The 18924-nt window shown below is 67.0% G+C and carries 3 protein-coding genes; 1 reads left to right on the top strand and 2 read right to left on the bottom strand.

Features of this window, described 5'->3' with window-relative positions:
- Nucleotides 1-49 precede the first annotated feature (49 nt).
- A complete protein-coding gene (locus BLS57_RS10385) occupies nt 50-1045 on the top strand; it encodes a JmjC domain-containing protein (protein ID WP_093741952.1) in 996 nt (331 codons plus the stop codon).
- A 5-nt stretch (nt 1046-1050) separates the two neighbouring features.
- Here the strand turns inward: BLS57_RS10385 and BLS57_RS10380 are convergent, their stop codons facing one another.
- Together BLS57_RS10380 and BLS57_RS10375 are read right to left on the bottom strand one after the other, a co-directional pair.
- Nucleotides 1051-2487, bottom strand: coding sequence for an aminopeptidase (locus BLS57_RS10380; RefSeq protein WP_093741950.1), 1437 nt, complete (start codon nt 2485-2487; stop codon nt 1051-1053).
- The gene (locus BLS57_RS10375) at nt 2487-18851 is read right to left on the bottom strand and encodes a non-ribosomal peptide synthetase (RefSeq protein ID WP_167356406.1); all 16365 of its coding nucleotides are present in this window, start codon (nt 18849-18851) and stop codon (nt 2487-2489) included. Before BLS57_RS10375 ends, BLS57_RS10380 begins: the two co-directional genes overlap by 1 nt.
- Nucleotides 18852-18924: the final 73 nt, after the last annotated feature.

The following is an 18924-nucleotide window of genomic DNA, read 5'->3' as shown; positions in this document are numbered from 1 at the left end:
ACGGTGAGGGCGCACGCAACTGGCGACAAAGGTAGCTTGGAGTGGACCAATGACGAAGACGAACGACTTGACGGCGCTTGCAATCCGGTTGACCGGGCCGGGCGGCGTGCAATTCTTTGATACGAAGATTCGAGAACGTCGTGCGCAGGCGTTCAGTGGCGCGCTTGACCCGGAGGCGGCGCGCGACTTGATGTGCCTGTCTGCACTTGAAAAGTTGCTTGACGGGCCTGATGCGCCACTCGAGGGGACGGATATTTTTCACGGGGGCCATATCCTGCGCCTTATGGACATTCATCACCGAAGCAATCGCCGGGTTAGCGACGTGTCGGCGGAGTATATCGCCAAGGGTGCGACCTTGCGTGTGCGGGATATTGATCGCTCCTCTCCGATGCTCGCGGCCTTCACCAGAACAGTGTCCCGGGTATACGCGGCAAAGTCGCAGATCAACCTCTATCTCACGCCCCCGGCGACTGCTGGCTTTCCGCCTCATTTCGACAATACCGACGTCTTCATTCTTCAGGTCGCCGGTTCCAAGAAATGGTCACTGTACCACGAGTACAGCAATCGCGTGCCGCTGCCAGATCCCGATGTCGCATGGGAACCAGAGCGTTTCCAACCGTTGGGAGAGGCCGAAACACATACCGTGAAGGTTGGCGATGTGCTGTATCTTCCACGCGGTGCGATGCATTCGGCGGTCTGTACCGATGAGGAATCGCTGCACCTTACCATCAGTCTGAAGCCCCTGACGGTGGCGGAATTACTGCAACGCGAACTGCACCGGCTTTCGCAGATCGAACCGGGCTTGCGTGAACGGGCCGTCTGGTCGGTCGACGGTGGCGAGGCGGAAGAAGACGACCTGCGCGAGACCATGCGCGGTTGGCTGGAACGACTGGCCGGGTGCCTTGACCCGGCGCGGACCATTGCCGCTGAACGCGAGGCCCTGAATGCGGCAGAGTTTGCATCGCGCTCTTCCGCCATTTCAGATGTGATCGACCGACTGAGACGTCGGACCGACCGATCCCGCGAGGTCCACGAAGACCGGTGAGCGGGTTAGTCAGTGTCGCCTTGCGCCCTCTCGATTGCATTCCTTGCCGCTTCGGCGATCTTCAGTCGATCCATCTGCTGATACCTGCTTTCCCAGTCGGCAGCGCTGATCCTGAACTGGCGAAAGCATTCCCGGGCGAGGCTTTCGGTTTCGACAAGGGCGGCGATACCGTCTTCGATCCTTCCGTTCTCGATGAGTGTCAAGCCATCCCGAAGCTTGTTGTCGAGGTCGCCGACGCGGCAATCCTCGTATCCCAGGATGCCCATTTCTTTCGTCCGTGCCTTCAGGGCCTCCGGCGAGCTGAGCAACGAATCCAATTCATGGACCGACCCGTTTTCGTCCGTGCCTTCGATCGTGAGGTCGTCGTCGAAAAAGAGATCGAAGCGCAGCGCGCCGGCCGTCTCTGGGTCTGTCAGGGTCAACCCGCAGGCCGTCGTGGCGTCCATCATCGGATTGCAGAAGACGTCGTTCCCGGGTGCCGAAAAATGCCCCGAAACCGGCAGGGACACGGCTGCGAGTTGCCGCGTGGCAGGCGAGTCACGCAGGAAAGCTTCCAGGATCTCGCCGCCTTCGGCTGCGTTCTCGACAGTGACCAGCCCGTCCCGGATCGTCAGGTCGAGACCGCTGACTCGCCTCCCGGCAAGCGTGAGCGGCCGGTTGATGTGGACATGGCCGTGGCTGCCGGGACGCGCGACTTGTGCCGACGTGCCGCCGACAGGAAAAGCGGTTTGAAAACCGAGGCCGTAGAAAGCGTACCGGGTCTTGCCAAGCCAGTCTCCCGAAGGTTCGAGAGCAATTTCCAGCTCGGTTCGCCTTCCCTTTAATGCGAGCGTTGTCAAACGTAGTCTCCTGATCTCGCCGATGACCCGATCCTTGAACCAAATTCGCCGCTTCCACGCCTCTCCAGGATCATCGAGGTGCAGAAGGAAGCTGCGCGCGAGCGCGTGCGACAGGCGGTCGAGCGCGTCTTTCGAACCAAGGCCGGGATAAACGCGAGTGGCCCATGCCTCGGTTGGGTAGGGAATGGACATGTCGACAGGTTGCCGACGCGACAGGGCTGTCACCGCTTCGTTGACGTCGGCCGCGACGGTGTCGTGCAGTCGCAGCAGCTCTTTGACCGGGACGCCGTCCAGCAAGTCGGGCCTGGGTGCGACGACACGCACCCGCGCGGCCACTCCGGCCAGCAGTTCCCGGGCTTCCTTTTGTTGCCTGCCCGGCGGTGGCGCGCCTTTTCCGTCCTTGAGCCGGGTGAGTATGGCGTCAGGATCGGTATCGACTCGCAGAATTCGGCGGGGCGACAACCTCAGGGCCTCCTGTTCCAGCGCGTCGGCCATCGCTTTCGCCTCGACCGGGGCTTCGATCACCAGCGGATGGCTGACCGAGGATAGATTTGCCCCCTCGGTCAACGCCAAGGCGGCGATCTTCTGCACCGGAAAGTCCATCACAGGAGCCCCTCGATCTGGCGAAGGGCGTCGGGTGACAGCATCTTGTGATGTTCCGCCTGAAGCGGAATCCGGATGACCCGCCCGCTTACGAACGGCCTCCAGAGCGCGGGGTTCGCAGCACTCCTGTCCAGATCGCCGGTCTGAAGCTCCGCCGTGATGAGCGTCATGTCACCCATGAAGGGAACAAGCCTTGCCGTCGGCAAAAGGCGGGTGTTTGTCCTGAGCTGATCGCGCAGCGCATTGAGTTGGTCTGGCGTGAACGCGCCGAGAAGATGCTCGGCCCGCCGCGCCTGTTCCCTGATGCGCTCTGCCGACAGGTTCCGCGTTCCGGGGGCCAGATGAAGCCCGGCGCCGAGGGCGACATCGCGCCACAGGGCGTCGATATCGCCGTAATCCGGTTCAGCCTCGCGCGGCATCGGGTAGCTGTCGAAAAGTATCAGGTTCTCGACGACGGCTCCCCGAGCCTGCAACTCCGTCGCTACGGAATGGGCGACGACTCCGCCGAAAGACCAACCCAGGATGCTGTAGGGTCCCTCGCTCTGTTGCGACAGCAGTGCATCGAGGCTCGTTGTCACGATCTCGTCGAAGCTCTCGGCGACGGGGCAGGCACCGGAGAGGGCTGGCGGTTGCAGGGCGATGACGGGACGCTCCGGCGGTATCGTCGATAGGAGGTTGGCGTATTGCCAACCGATGCCGAGCCCGGGGTAAAGGCAGAAAATGGGGGGCGCGTCGCCCTCGCCCCGCAGTGCCAGGATCGGCGAGAACGCGCTTGTGGCATCTTGGGCAAGGCCGATTGCCTTGCAGAGATCATCCAGCCGGGGGGACCGGAAGACCGCTTCGACAGGCAGGTCCTGCCCCATCCGGTCGCGCACCGCGGTGCAGAGGCGCGCAGCCGTCAGGGAATTTCCGCCGAGGTCGAAGAAATTCTCTGCAAGTCCCGGGGCAGGGATGTTCAGAAGGCGTCCGACGAGGTCGCACAGCATGCGTTGAAGCGGGGACAGGGGTGCGCCCGGCTCTGCGGTTCCGCTCGCGATGGGCGCGGGTGCGGGAATTGCCGCGCGGTCCACCTTGCCGGAGTTCGTCAACGGCAGGCGCGATACCGGCACGAAAACGCTCGGGATCATGTAGGCGGGCAGGCGCAGGGCGAGCCATTTCCTGATGCTCTGGGTGTCTGGCATGGCGTCGGGGCGGTCCCCCGGAAACTCGAGCCACGCCACCAGTTGGGCATGCGCCCCGTCGGCTGCGGGACGGATATCGGCGACGGCACCGGTGACGTCCGGCAAACCGGCAAGCGCGGCTTCGACCTCGCCCAGTTCGATACGGTAGCCGCGAAGCTTGACCTGCGCGTCAGTACGGCCGCGATACCGAAGCTGGCCGTCAGCGTCCCAGGCCGCCCTGTCGCCCGTGCGGTAAAGACGCGTGCCCGGCGGGCCGAAGGGATGCGCCACGAAACGCGTCGCCGTCAGGCCGGGTCGCTTCAGATAGCCGCGCGCAAGACCGACGCCGGCGAGATAAAGATCACCCGTCACCCCGATCGGACAAGGACGCAGACGACGGTCGAGAACGTAGGCCTGGGTGTTCGGAAGCGGCCAGCCGATGGCGGGATCGGTATCGACGCTGTCAAGCGGCTGGCCGAGGCTGGCGAAAATGGTGGCTTCGGTGGGGCCATAGACGTTGCGGAGGTCGAATCCCCCAAGGTTGCCCGCAATCCGATCCGGTGCCCATGCCTCGCCTCCGACGAGTGCGGTTCGCAGGGAGGGCGGGAGCGGTTGCTCGGGATGCCGTCGTTCCGAAACAAGCCGCGCGAAAACGGACGGTGTCATGCTCAGCACGTTCACCCTTTCGCGTGCGATGATCCCGCAAAACGCGTCGGGGTCTAGCACCTCGGCCCGCGACACGACAACAAGACGACCACCGGACAGGAGCGGCCCCCACAATTCCCAGACTGCGAAGTCGAAGGAGTAATCATGAACCATCGTCCAGACCTCGTCCGGGCCGAAGTCGAAGTCCATGCCCTTTGACGTGAAGAGCCGCATCACGTTCCGGTGCGAGGTTATGACGCCCTTCGGTTTGCCGGTACTGCCGGAGGTGAATATCAGATAGGCCGGGTTTTCGGGGGCGAGTGGACCGATGCGATCGGCGTCCCGGGGCGCGCGTTCGTCCATGGATGCAAGCATCGCATCCGTTTCGACGGTCCCCGGTCGGAACGTGACCGGCGCAAGCCCCAGCTCGACATCGGGGGCGCAGATCGCCGCGACCGGGGCCGCGTCGGCGACCATGGAGGCCACGCGATCGGCGGGCGCATCGGGTTCGATTGGCAGATAGCCGGCACCGGATTTCAGAACCGCGATCATGGCGACGATCCGTTCCATCCCGCGGTGCAAGCAAAGTGCCACGATCCGTTCGGGCCCCGCGCCGGAAGTGATCAGCGCCCACGCCATCCTGTTCGCGGCGCGATCCAGCTCGGCATAGCTGAGGTGAATGGTTCCCTGCGTCACGGCGATGCGGTCGGGTGTTTGCGCTACCTGCCGTTCGAAGACTTCTACGAGTGTCTTGTCCTCGAAGTCCGCCGGGGCCCCGGCGAAGTCCGACAGGATCTGCCGCCGCTCTTTGGCCGGAAGCAACTCCAGCGCGCCGGTCGCCACCCCGGGCCCTTTCACGACTGTCTCCAGCAAGCACTCCAGTTGTTCCAACACTCTGTCGCCGTCGACGAGCCCCCCTCGGAACTGGAGATGCAGCTCGAACGTCTCGCCCGGAACGACGGCGAGGGCGAGCGGATAGTGCGAAACGCTTTCAGTGTGCGCCACCGTCAGGGCTTTCGCCGTGACGGCAGTCTTTTTCATCGGAGTGTCGAAGCTTTCATAGGCAAAGAGCGTTTCGAAGAGCGGCCCGCCGACAGACTTGCCAATCTGGTCGAGGGGCAGGGTGCTGTGGGGTTGAAGTCGCGCGAGGTCTTCCTGTAGGCGGCGCGCCGTGTCGAAGAAACCGGCCTTCTGGGCGGCGGGAACGCGCAGGGGAGTCGTCGTGATCATGAACCCGACCATGCGGTCGATCCCGTCGACCGGTTCGTGCCGCCCGGATTGGACGACCCCCATGCAGAACTCCCCGAGATCAAAGGTCCTTTGCAGGATCATCGCCCAAGCGCCCTGGAGAACGGCCGCAAGCGTGACGCCCCTTGCCTTGGCCTCCCGTTCCAGGTGCTCGACGAGCCGAGGGGGAAGCCGGCGGCGGCTCTCTAGCGCCTCGCCCGTGGCGCCGAGCACCTCGGGGGGGTCGAACCCGTCAAGATATCTCTCCCAGGCTGCCCTGGCCGCCGAGATGTCAAGACCGGCGCGATGGACGATGAGCGGCTTCAGGGAAGGCGGCGAAGGCAGATTGGCCTCCTCTGCGGCCTCGTAGAGGTAGGTCAGTTCATCGAGCAGGATCGCCCCTGACCAGCCGTCGGCAAGGATATGGTGGAAGCTCCAGACGAGGCGGGCCCGCCTGGGTCCCAGGATCAGGAGATGCGCACGCATCAGCGGGGCCTTATCGAGCCGGAAGGCGGTGGCGCGGTCCGCCTGGGCGATCTCGGCGCTGCGGTTCTCGGCGTCCGATGGGTCGAGAGCCGACAGGTCGCTTATCTCGAGCGACAACCTCACGCCGGCTTGAAGCGCGAGAACCGATATGAGTTCGCGGGTATCCTGAAGTGAGAGGCGCAATGCCTCGTGCCGATCGAGGAGAGTCTGGAGTGCCTTTTCGAGTCGATCGGGATCGGCCGGGCCGTCTAGGTCGCAGATCACCTGCACATGGTAAGGGTCGGGCCCCACGAGTTCACGCGCGTGAAAGGCCAAGCCTTCCTGCAGACCCGACAGCGGCCAGATCTCGGTGAGATCCGGCACCCGACGTTCGAGATCCTCTATCGTCGATTGGGAAAGTGCCAGCCCCGGCACTTCGTGGCTGCATAGTCCGGGCAACGCCTTGTGCCCGCCAGCCCTGGACAGCGTGGTCAGGGTCCGGCTGAAGAAATGCACCAGACGCTCGGCGCGGGCGCGGTCCACCGCGGCGGGAGCGAAGCGAAGCGATGCCTCGAAGCGAGGCCCGTCGGGATCCGTGAGGATCATCGCGTTGATGTTCATGGCGTGTGGCAACGGCCAGTCGGCATCGGCCTCGCCGAAGAGGCCCGGGCGTTCCGGGGCGGGCTGCCAGGCACCATTCGCCGGGACAGGAACCAGACCGAGGTAGTTCCAACCGATCTCGGGGGCGGGATCCTCTCGGAAAACCTCGGCGCCGTCGGGGTCGAGCCAGCGCAGGGCTCCGTAACCGAGACCGCCATCGGGTACTGCCGCAAGGCACGTCTTGACCCGTTTCAGCGCCGTGACGACCGTGTCGGCATCCTCCGTGCCGAGCCGAGTCATGTCGCCGGGGTCGAGGCGCAGGGGGTAGAGCGCGGTGAACCACCCGAGAGTCGCGCTGATGTCGGGATCGCCCGGCTGCATGTCGCGGCCATGGCCCTCGATGGCTACGCGAAGCGGGGCCGCGTCGCCGTCGTGACAGGCATTCGCGGCGATCAGGAGGGCCGTGAGGAAAAGTTCGTTCGGCTTCGCACGCGCCGACCCGGCGATCCGATGCAGAAGGGCGGTCGTGACTTCGGTGGGCAGGACGATGTCGAGGTGGTCGGCAGCCGCAACGGTATCGCGCCGGGGGTCGAGAGGGGCAGCCAGCACGAGATCGAAATCGGACCTCATCTGGCTTTTCCAAAAGTCGCCTTGGGTCTGCCAGCGGGACAGGTCAGACGCGACCGTCCGCGCCCATCGACGGAAGGTTGCATGACTGCGGCGCGGCGGCATTGGCGCGCCGCGCAGGGCCGCAAGATAGGCCCGGGCAAGATCCTCGGACAGGATAGGCCATGACACTGCGTCCACTGCGATGTGGTGGGCGACCAGGAGGACCCGCGCGACCCCGCCTTCGGCACCGGGTAGAACAATCGCACGCAGGATGTCCCCGTCGGAAGGTGAGAGCGTCTCGGCCCCGAACACGGTTTCCACATCCATCCCGGAGGGCATGACCTTGACCGCGCGCCTCGCCGCTCCGGTGTCGAAAGGAGCGACATCGACCGTCCCGTCCGCCGCAAGGCGCGCGCGCAGCATGCCGTGCTTCTCGATCACATGCGCGACGGCCCGCTCGAAGGCCGCGAGGTTCAGGTCGGGCGGTGCCTGAAGCAGAATGGCCTGACGAAACTGGTCGATTGGACCACCGCGCCCGATCAGCCAGCGCAGCATGGGCGTGTCGGGGACCGGTCCGGTGTCCGGGTCGTCGGCGGCTGGCACAACCTCGGCGAGTTCATTTGCGGTGGCCGCGAGGGACCGGATGACAGGGTTCAGCACCACGTCGCGGGCCGTGATTTCGAACCCGCGCTGTCGAAGTAGGTTCACGAGACGTATCGCGCTGATGCTGTCGCCGCCGATGGTCAGGAAATTATCCTCGGGACCGACGCGAGAAAGTCCGAGTATCGTTGCCGCTGTCTCGCAGAAGACCTGCTCGCGCAGGCTTGCCGGACGTTCAACAGACCGACCATCCGCGGCCGTCCAGGGGTCCGGCAGCTTGCGACGGTCAAGTTTCCCGCTCGGCAATCTCGGCAGTTCGTCGACCACGACGATGCGCGCGGGGCGCATTGCCTCCGGCAGGTTCTTTTGGCAGAGCGCGTCGGCATGATCGCGGATTTCGCGAAGCAGGGCGGCTGCCAACGGATCGTTCGACACCGACCCGTACCGGGTTGCGGCTTTCCGGTGCCTGGTCCAGTCGATGCTCGGCAGTCTTGCGTGTGACCGCCGGAACACCGCGTCAAAACGCGCGTCTTCCGCACCAGGAACCAGGGACAGGTCAAGCCTGTAGCCCCGTGATCGCGCCAACTCGAAAAGAGCGGAGACATCGACGCCACCATCTGAAACCCAGGCGTTCCCAAGGTCGGATATTGCGAGGTTCGCCGGTTGTTTCGCAAGCGCCGAAGCGACATCGGCGAGGTTGGAAAGCCCATGGTCTTCCGCGCCATGCCATTCGAGCGCGTCGTCGCACAGGATCGCGCCCCCAGTCGTGATCACCGCATCGAAGCGGAACCGCGACAACTCGTTCCGGGTGATCATGGCCTTTGGCATGGCCTGCACCGCACGAATTCGGCCATGACGCGACCGCTGGGCGTGAAAGAAGCCCGGATCGAGTGCCAGTTCCCGGTCTTCGGTCAGGTCCGGCGGTGCAACGCCCGCCGTTCCGCAATGCAACAGTTCCGTGTTCAATGCCGACGACAATGGCAGGCTGCGGACGTCTCCGAAAAAGACCGAGCCTCCGGGAGAGAGCAGGTGTTTCATGAGACCGTCCACCACGGTCTGGAGGTAGTCGGCGTCGGGGAAATACTGCACCACCGAAGGCAGGATGATCGTGTCGAAACGCTCGCCTTCGATCTTCTGAAAGTCGTGCGCCGCGGCATGCCGGAAGCGCGCGCGGCCCAGGCCGGGAAAGCGATGCCGAAGTTCCGGGTCCGCCTGAAGCGCGTTCAGGCGCTCGATATTCCTGCCCGACGCGTCGGTGCCGACATAGCTTTCGACGAGACCGAGAAGCGGGAACATGATCAAACCCGCACCGCTCCCGATCTCGAGCACACGGCGCGGCTTCAGATCCGCTATCCGGGCGACCGTGGCGCTGACGTAGTCGCGCATGTCGGCGTCGGGAAGCCGCTGGCCGGTGAAGCTGCTCGTCCAGCCGCGGGTGTCGAAGGCCGGATCCTCGGTGAGAGCGTCCGGGTTTTCGAATGTCTCCTCCAGCTTCGCCCAGTCACCCAAGCGTTCCGCCCGCAGGGACGCCCGCATCCCGATGACGGCTTCAGAGCCACGCTCGGGGACGATCCAGGCGATCAGACGCGAATTGCCGTCGCTGTCGGGAAGCGTCGATACAGCGGCTTGCGCGATTGCATCGTTCGCGAGCAGGGCAGTCTCGATCTCGGCCGGTTCGATCCGGTGCCCCCGGATCTTCACCTGCTCGTCCTCTCGGCCCTCGAAACAGAGCTGACCTTCGGAATTCCAGACGGCCAAGTCGCCCGTCCGGTACATTCTCGCGCCCGGCGGCCCGAAGGGATCTGCCACGAACCTTTGGGCCGACAGGCCCGGCCGGCCGCGATACCCCCGGGCCAATCCCGGCCCGGCTAGGTAGAGCGCGCCTCTTTGGCCAGCGGGACAAAGCCGCAGCCGGTCGTCGAGCACGTAGGCGGAAACGTTGTCGATGGGCGTGCCGATCGGTGGCGGGCCGTCCGATGCGGTCACCTTGCCCATGGTTGCGCAGACCGTGGCCTCGGAGGGCCCGTAGGCGTTCAAGATCAGAGGTACGTCGCCCCAGGGCGCGATATGGGATCGCGCGACCGCCTCGCCCGCCACGACAAGAGCTTCGAGACCGTGGGACACCGGAGGCGTGACCGAAAGCGCCGTCGGAGTGATCGTAACATGCGTGATCGCCTGAGCCGAAAGAAAGTCCGCAAGCGGCTTGCCAGCCCGCGCCGTGTCCGGAACGATGACCAGGGCCGCACCCCGGGTCAAGGCCATGGCCACTTCGCTGATGGCGGCGTCAAAGCCCGCACTTGCAAGTTGCGCGACGCGACTTTCCGGTCCAATCCCCAGCCGTTCGGACTGGACCCTCGCAAGGTTGGGCAGGCCGCGGTGTGGCACTGCTACAGGCTTCGGCTGGCCTGTGCTGCCTGACGTGTAGATCAGATACGCCGTCTGATCGGGATGCCGGGCCGCGAGGCGCTCACGATCTTCAAGCGGACTGGACGAATGTGCGTCGAGGGCGTCCCGGATGTCCACCGCGTCGAGATCCAACCCGCCCATTCCGAGGATGATGTCAGGCGCGGCTGCGTCCAGGATCCACGTGCTTCGTTCCGAGGACTCGGCAGGATCGACCGGCAGGAACGCCGCCCCTGTCTTCATGACCCCGATCATCGCGACAATGAACCGACACGACCGGGGCAAGGCCACAGCCACGAGCTTCTCGGGACCGATGCCCCGGGCAATCAGGAGGCGGGCGAGTTGATTGGAGCGTGCGTCGAGATCCGCATATGTCAGCCGGTCCCGACCGCTGGCGACAGCCAGTGCCCGGGGCCGCGCTCCGGCCGCGGCCGCGAAGATGTCGACGAGATATGCCACCTCTTCAACGGTCCCTGCGCCACGCGATTGCGCCAGTATCCGCTCGGCCTCTCCCTCGAAGAGCGTCGGATAGTCCAGCACTGCCGCGTCGGGGTTCCGGATCAGCCAGGCCAGCACCGCGAGATATTGCGACATCAGGCGTTTGGCGCGGTGCGAGCCGATCAACGTCGGAGCGAAATGAAGCCTGAGGGTGGTTTCGTCGCCCGGGATCACGGCAAGGCTGAGCGGGTAGTGATTGCCGTTGCGGCCGCTGATCCCGGTGACCGGCAGTTCGCCGCCGGTCGCCGGGTCGGGGTTGGTCTGGAGTGGGTAGTTTTCGTAGGTGAAGAGCGTGTCGAAGAGGGCGGGCATCCCGAGCCGCTGGTGAATGTCCGCAAGCGGAACATGGGCCGCATCAAGAAGTTCGGCTTGCGATCTCTGGAGGTGCCGAATGACGCCGCCGGTGGTTTCGCCTTCCTGGACGGCCATCCGCACAGGAGTCGTCGTCAAGAGGAGCCCAAGCATGCCTTCGATACCGTCGACCGGCGCGTGGCGGCCCGAATTGACAGTACCGAAGCAGATATCCCGGCGACCGGTCACGCCGGCCAGCAACAGGCCCCAAGCCGTCTGGAAGATGCTGGCGCGGGTCACCCCGAGCGTCTGCGCGGCATGGGCGAGGTCTCTGTCGAGATCGGCGACGACGCTGCGTTCGATCTGGTCTTGTGAATAAAGCAGGTCGGCCCGAATCTTCGGGGCGACGAGCGTTGGTTCCTCCATGTGCTCGAGATACCGCGCCCAGGTCTCGATCAGGTGCACCTTGTTCTGGCGCGCGATCCAGGCCAGATACGCCTCGGGACTTGCGGCGGGTGGCAGCACCGTTGTGTCCGCCTCGTTCCGATAAAGGTCGAAGAGATCGCGCATGAATATCCCGCTGGACCAGCCATCGGCGAGAAGGTGGTGCTGGGTGATCAGCAGAACGTGGCCGGAGGTTCCGGTACGGAACAGAGTGGCGCGGATCAGCGATGGCCCGGAGGGCGATATGCGCTCTGACCGGTCCCGCTGCTCGATGTCGGCAATGGCCGCATCTTCCACCGTACCGGCTTTCCCGCGCAAATCCACCTCGCGCCAGTCGATGCGGCGGTCGCGATGGACGACCTGGACAGGCGCGTCCGCGTCATGCGCTGTCTCAAACGAGACCCTGAGACCCGGGTGGCGCGCCACGACCGCATCGAGGGCGTGTCGAAGACGGAGCGGGTCAAGCGACGCGCCGAGGTCGACCCGTATCTGCACAAGATAGGGATCGATGCTCTCTGGCGTGCATTGCGCGTGATACCACAGGCCCGCCTGCAAGGGCGTGAGCGGCCAGATCGCCTCGGCATCGGGGAACCGCGTGGCGATCGCCTGCCGGGCCGGTTCTTCCGTCGGCGAAAGCGTAGCGGATGCCGTGCGCGACCCCTCCTCGAAGCGGGTCCGACCTGCAATATCGCGCAGCACCGGTGTCAGGAATACGTCCCGGACCCTCAGCGTGGCGCCCGCCTCTCTCAGGCGATTGACCAGCCGTATCGCAAGGATGCTGTCGCCGCCGAGATGCAGGAAGTTCTCGTCGGGACCTACTTCGGAAAGTCCGATCAGTTCGGCGGCAACGGAACAGACGAGTGCCTCGGCGCGGGTCCCGGGCGAGATGGGCGCGCGGTTCCGCGCCGGAACGAGCCCTGACAGTGCCGCGCGGTCGAGTTTGCCGTTCGGCGTCAGGGGAAGTGCGTGCAGCACCACGTAATCTGCGGGGTGCATGTAGTCGGGTAGATGCGCATCAGACCATGTGCGCAAGTCGGTCTCGCTGGCGCCTCCCGTCACGAATGCGATGATTTTGCTTGGATTTTTTGTGATTATGGCGGCGGCGTTTTTGATTTTGGGGTGTTTTGCGAGGGTTTTTTCGATTTCGCCGAGTTCGATACGGAAGCCTCTGAGTTTGACCTGGTGGTCTTCGCGTCCGAGGAATTTGATTTCGCCGTTCGGCAGGCGCGTTCCGAGGTCGCCGGTATCGTAGAGGCGTTCTTGTGTCCCGGGATGATGGAAGAAGCTTTTTGCGGAGAGGTCCGGGTCGTTCCAGTAGCCCATGGCGAGGCCGTCGCCGGCGATGTGGAGTCGTCCTGTCGTGTGGACCGGGCAAGGGTCGAGGTCGTCGTTGAGGACGTGGATGCGCTGGTTTGCGAGGGGACGTCCGTAGGGGATGGATGTCCAGTCGGGGTCGATGCGGTTGATGGGATGGGCGATGGACCAGATGGCGGCTTCGGTTGCGCCGCCGAGGGAGATGCAGGCGGCGTCCGGAGCGGCTTTGGCGAGGGCGCCCGGCAGGCCCAGCGGGATCCAGTCTCCCGAAAGCAGGATGTGCCGCAGGCTGGTCAGGTCGGCGGTTGCGGGTGCGGCCTGGAGCATCAGTTCGGCGATGGCGGGAACGGAGTTCCAGACGGTGACGCGGTGGTCCTGGACGAGACGGGCGAAGCATTCCGGTGTGCGGGCGGCGTCTGGGGGCGGGATGACGAGGCTTCCGCCCTGGCCGAGAAGGCCGAAGATATCGAAGATGGAGAGGTCGAATTCGAATGACGAGGCCCAGAGCCCGCGGGCGGTCCGATCGATACGGAAGCGCCGGGTCACGTCGTCGAGCGTCGTGCGGGCGGCGCGGTGCGAGATGGCGACGCCCTTGGGGGCACCGGTGGATCCGGAGGTATAGATGACATAGGCCAGGTCGTCGGGGCCCGCCTGCGGACTGACCGGCAGGATGTCAGGCTCGGTGTCGGGCGGTCCACCGGGCACGTCGATCAGGAGGACGGCGCTCTGCCATCCGCGCCCGCGTTCGATGGCGGGCTGGGTGAGGGCGATGCGGACACCGGCGGCCTTGAGGATTGCGGCGATGCGGGTATCGGGCTGACCGGCGGAGATCGGCAGGAAGGCGCGTCCGGTGGCAAGGATGGCTAGGGCGGCGACGATCTGTTCGGGGCCTTTCTCCATGACCACGGCCACGAGGCGGTCGTCGGCGCAGAGGGTACGATGCAGCGCGTGGGCGGTGGCGCGGATGCGGGCGGCCAACTCGCGATAGCGGATGCTGGCGGTGCCGTGGACGAGGGCGATGCGCTCGGGATGGGCGGCGGCCGCGTCGAGGACGGGATCGTGCAGCAGCCCGTCGGCGCGGGGGGCTTTTGTGTCGTTTGCGCTGGCGATGAGCCGGGTCTCGGCCTCGGGCAGCAGCGGGGCCGGGGGCGTGTGCCACGCGGCCTCGTCACGGGCGAGGCGGCGTATGAGGCGCGTGTAGACATCGAACATGGCCGCGAGCAAGCCCTCGGGGAAGAGGGCGGGGGGGGCATCCCAGTCCAGCGTCAGGGCGGGGCCGTCGGCGGTGGCGATCTCGTAGACCTTGTTGTCCAGCCAAGTTTGCGGGGTCTGGGTGATGGCGTGGACGACCCGGGCCCCGTGGGCGGCCGGATCGAAGCCGGCCTCGCCGAGCAGGCTGGTGAAGACGACGGGCAGCAGCCCGGCGGCCGTTTCGCCCGCACGCTGCGCCAGCAGCCGCTGGACCTCGACACCGGAAAAGGCGCGGTGGTCCAGCGCCTGAGCGAGGTCGTGTTGCAGGCGGCGGGCGCGGGTCTCGAAGGCCGCGCTGCGGGCTGCCTTCATGCCGAGCGGCACGAGGCTTGTGAAGACGCCGAGCATGGTGTCGACCCCGGCGCCCAGATCGTGGCGGCGGTCACCGACGGTGAGGTTCAGGCTGAAGTCGGCTTCGCGGGTCCAGGTCGCCAGTGTCTGGGCATAGGCGGTGAGCAAAACCGCCGAAGGGGTCAGCCCGGCGCGGGCGGCGCGGGCGGCAAGGGCGGCCCAGTCGGCGGGATCGATCCGGTCGGTGAGGCGCGCGAAGCGGGGATCGTCGAGGCTTTCGGGATCGCAGGCGAGCGGCAGGGCGGGCGGCGGCGGCAGGTGATCCAGTCTGGCTTCCCACCAAGCCCGGTCGGCGGCGCGGTCGGCGGCGCGGGCGGGATCGCGGGCCTGGTTCAGCAGGTAGTCGCGGAAACTGGGGGCGTCGGCTGCGGGTGCGGCGGCGTCCCGGGAGGCGGGGTCGCGATAGAGCGCGAACAGGTCGTCCAGCATCAGCGCGGTGCTCTCGCCATCAAGGATCAACGCGTCGATCGACAGGTGCATGCGCCAGTCGTCGCGTGTCACGCGGGTCAGGCGCACATCGAACATCGGCCAGCGGCCCAAGGGCAGGATCTGGTGGGACATTGCCGCGCGTTGGGGCTCGGCCGGGCCTTCGGCGACGGGCAGGACAAAGGTCGCGGCGGTGTCCTCGACGGGCAGGATCTCCTGCGTGCCGTCGGCGGACACGCGGGCGCGCAGCATGGGGTGGCGGGCGATGAGGGTGCGCCAGGCGGCTTGCATGCGGGCGGGATCGAGGGTGTCGAAGGTCAGTTCGGTATAGGCATGGCAGGCGACGCGGCCCAGGGCTACGAGGTCCTGGCGCCCCAGCCAGTAGGCCTCTTGCACCGGGGAAAGCGGGAAGGGTTCGCCGCCGGCGTCGGGATCGGCGGTGAGCGGTTCGGTGCTGTCATCCGGCGCGATCCCGGCCAGACGGCGGGCCAGGTCGCGCAGGCGCGGTGCCTCGAAGACGGCGCGGATCGGCAGGGCGCGCCCGGTCTCCTGGCGCAACCGGGCGACCAGGCGGGCGGCCATCAGGGAATGCCCGCCAAGGTGGAAGAAATTGTCGTCGCGTCCCAATGCCTTTTGGCCGGTCAGTTCCTGCAGAATGGCGGCGATCTGGCGCTCCTGGGGGGTTTCGGGCGGGGCGAAGACCGGTGCGGTGCGGCCAAAGACCGGGGTCGGCAGGGCGGCGCGGTCGCGCTTGCCGTGGGCGGTGAGGGGCAAGCGGTCGAGGGGCGCCAGTGCCTCGGGCAGAAGGGCCTCGGGCAGGTGGCGGGCCAGCGCGGCGCGGAGCGTGTCGGGATCCGGGACGACGGAACCGTCCCTGTCCGGTTCGTCGGGGCGGTACCAGGCGGCGAGACGGGGGGTGCCATCGGGGCCGTCCACGGCGATGACCACGGCCTCGGCGACGCCATCGAGTGCGGACAGGGCGGCTTCGATCTCGCCCGGCTCGACCCGGTGGCCGCGGATCTTGACCTGGTCGTCTTCGCGTCCGAGGAAGCGCAGGCGCCCGTCGGCCCCCCAGAGCCCGCGATCGCCGGTCCGGTAGAGCCGTGCGCCGGCGGGGCCCGTGGGATCGGCGATGAAGCGTTCGGCGGTCAGCTCGGGGCGCCCGAAATAGCCCCGCGCAACACCCACTCCCCCCAGATAGAGCGCACCCGGCAGGCCCGGGGGGCAGGGGCGCAGTGCCTCGTCAAGCACATGGGCGGTGACGCCGGGATAGGGCCGGCCGATCGGCGTGCGTGTGCCATCGGCGGCGGTGACCCATCCCGCGACGGCGCCAATGGTGGCCTCGGTCGGGCCATACTCGTTCAGGACCCGTATCCCGGGCAGTCGGGCGGCGAGACGGTCGAGTTGGGCGGCGCTGAGCGCTTCGCCCCCGAGGATGACATGTTGGAGCGCGGGAGGCGGCACCGCATGGGGCAATGCGTCGAGAAGCGCCAGATGCGCCGGTGTCATCTTGACTGCGGTGACCTGGCTTGCGGCCCCGAATATGGCGGCAAGGGCGTCTTCGGGATGATCCGGATCATGGGGTTCGACAGCCCCCCCGGTGGCGAGCGGCACCAGCAGGCTGGTCAGGGTCAGATCGAAGCTCGGGGCCGTGAAAAGCGGCATCCTGGCCGTGTCGGGGCCGAGAAGCCCGGCCAAGGTCCGAACATATCCTGCGATCGCGCCCTGGGATATGGTGACGCCCTTCGGTGCGCCGGTGGAGCCCGAGGTGAACAGAACATAGGCCGCCTGATCGGGATGGATCGCTGGCCGGTCGGCGCGTGTGAGCGGGGCGTCGTCCAGGGCGGTGCGGGCCGCGGCCGAGGCGGGGCCATCGATGAGAAGCGGCCGGAGCGCCCCCGGCAGCCGCGCGGCCCCGCCGGCGTCGGCCAGGACCCGGACGGGGCGGGCGGCGTCCAGAAGCGCCGCGATACGAGCCTCGGGCGCGCCCATTGGCAGCGGCAGGAAAGCGGCACCCGCCTTCAGGACGGCGAGCGCCGCTTCTGGCAGCAGGGCGGTATCGGCGAGGCCGAGGGCGATGATGTCCTCGGTGCCGATGCCTTCGGCCAGAAGCCGTCGCGCAAGGCGGTTCGCCCGGCCATGGAGCGCACCGTGGCTGAGGGGGACGCCGGCGTCGGGTCCGGGATCGAGCGCAACGGCCCCGGCATGGGCGGCCCCCGCCGCGTCGATCATCTCGGTGAGCGTCGCCGCCGCATCGGCCGGGGTACCGACGGCCGATGGATCGGGCCATTCCCCGGGGTCGGCCCGTGCCAGGGCCCGGGCCTTCTCGGTCTCGCCCGGCAAGGTCAGGTCCAAGGCGTCGATGGCGCGGTCGGGCGCCGCGGCCCCGGCTTCGAGCAGCCTCAGATAGCGCTGCAGGATCTGCTCGGCGGTGGTGGCGTCGAACATCTGCGCGTCATGGACCAGCCGGGCCCGGAGGATGCCGCCGGGTCCCGGCGTGAACGCGAAATCCAGGTCGAACTTCGCGGCCTGGGGGGCGGGCTCGGAGAGGGCGACCGTCAACCCATTGAGCGTGAGGTCGGGCGGCGGCTGGTTGTGCAGCGCCAGCATGGTCTGGAACAGCGGATGCCGTCCGGCGCGGCGCGGCGGGGCCAGCGCTTCTACAAGCTGCTCGAAGGGCAGGTCCTGATGGGTCTGGGCGGCCAGGCAGACCGGGCGGGCGCGCCGCACCAATTTGGCAAGGCCGGGGGTGCCCGAGGCGTCCACCCGAAGGACGGCGGTATTGACGAAGAGCCCGACAAGCGGGTCGAGCGCGGCCTCCGTCCGCCCGGCAAGCGGCACGCCGACAGGGATATCATCGCCCGCGCCCAGGCGGCGACAAAGCCCCGCTAGCCCGGCCAGAAGCACCATGTAGAGGCTGCCCCCCAGGCGCGCAGCCAGCCCGGCAAGCTCTGACACCAGGGGCGCGGGCACGTCGATCGCGACCTGGCCCGCCGGGGCGGGGCCGTCGCGGCCCGGGCGTGCCCGATCCCGCGGCAGGGGCAACTCCTCGGGCAGCCCCGCGAGGACCTCGCGCCAATGCGCAAGCTGGCGGCCGAGGACGCTGTCGGCCTCTCCGGCCCGGCCGAGCGCCGCGTCGCGCCACAGCATATGGTCGGCCGGTTGCACGTCGAGAGGGGATCGGGCCGCCATCCGGGCCTGAACCTGCGCTGCCGTGTCTCCCTCGCGCCGCGCCTCGTAGGCGAGCGAAAGATCGGCCAGCAGCGGCCGCATCGACCAACCGTCGGCGGCATGGTGGTGCACCGCCAGCGCCAGAACGTGGCGCGCCGGGTCAAGCCCGAACAGCCGCGCCCGGATCGGCAGATCGCGACCCAGATCGAAACCCGTCCCGAAAAACCCGGCCATCCGGTCGGCCAGAGCCGCAGCCGCTACCGTCTCTTCCTCCAGCAACGTCCCGGCCGCACCCGGCGCGAGAATGCGCTGGTAGGGCACGCCCTCCTCAGCCTCGATCAGCGTCCGCAGCGCCTCGTGGCGGTCGACAAGATCGCCCAGGGCCGCCGAAAGCGCCGGGATGTCCAGCGCCCCCGAGAGATCGGCCGAAACCCCGATGACATAGGCTGATCCCGCGCCCGTTCCCGCGCCATCTTCAAACCAGAGCCGCGCCTGTGCCGGCGTGGCCGGCAGCCGCGCCGGACGCGCCTGCGCAACCAGCGGACGCCCGGCGCGCGGCGCTGCGCGCAAGACCTCTGCCAGATCCGCCAGAACCGGATGCTCAAACACCGCCCGGATCGGCAGATCCCGCCCCAGACGGGACCGGATCAGAGACACCAGACGCGTCGCAAGGAGCGAATGCCCCCCCAAGCGAAAAAAATGATCCTCAAAGCCGACAGTCGGAAGACCCAGTACCTCGGCAACCAGACCCAGAAGCGCATCGGATCCACCCAGGACAGACCCAGGATCCGAAAGGGATCCCGACCTGCCCCCCAGGTCCTCAGCAATCCTCAGCAACGCCTCGCGATCCAGCTTCCCGTTCGGCGTCAACGGAAAGGACTCCAGAACGAAAACCCGGGACGGGATCATATAAGACGGCAAAAACAGACCACAATACGACTCAAGAGCCTCGTCCGATAAAGACGTGCCAGACGTCGTGGCT

The sequence above is a fragment of the Sulfitobacter delicatus genome (assembly GCF_900102535.1).
In the GTDB taxonomy this organism is placed as follows: domain Bacteria; phylum Pseudomonadota; class Alphaproteobacteria; order Rhodobacterales; family Rhodobacteraceae; genus Sulfitobacter; species Sulfitobacter delicatus.
Note: the sequence above shows the minus strand (reverse complement) of the source record. Positions and strands in the feature narration are given on the sequence as shown.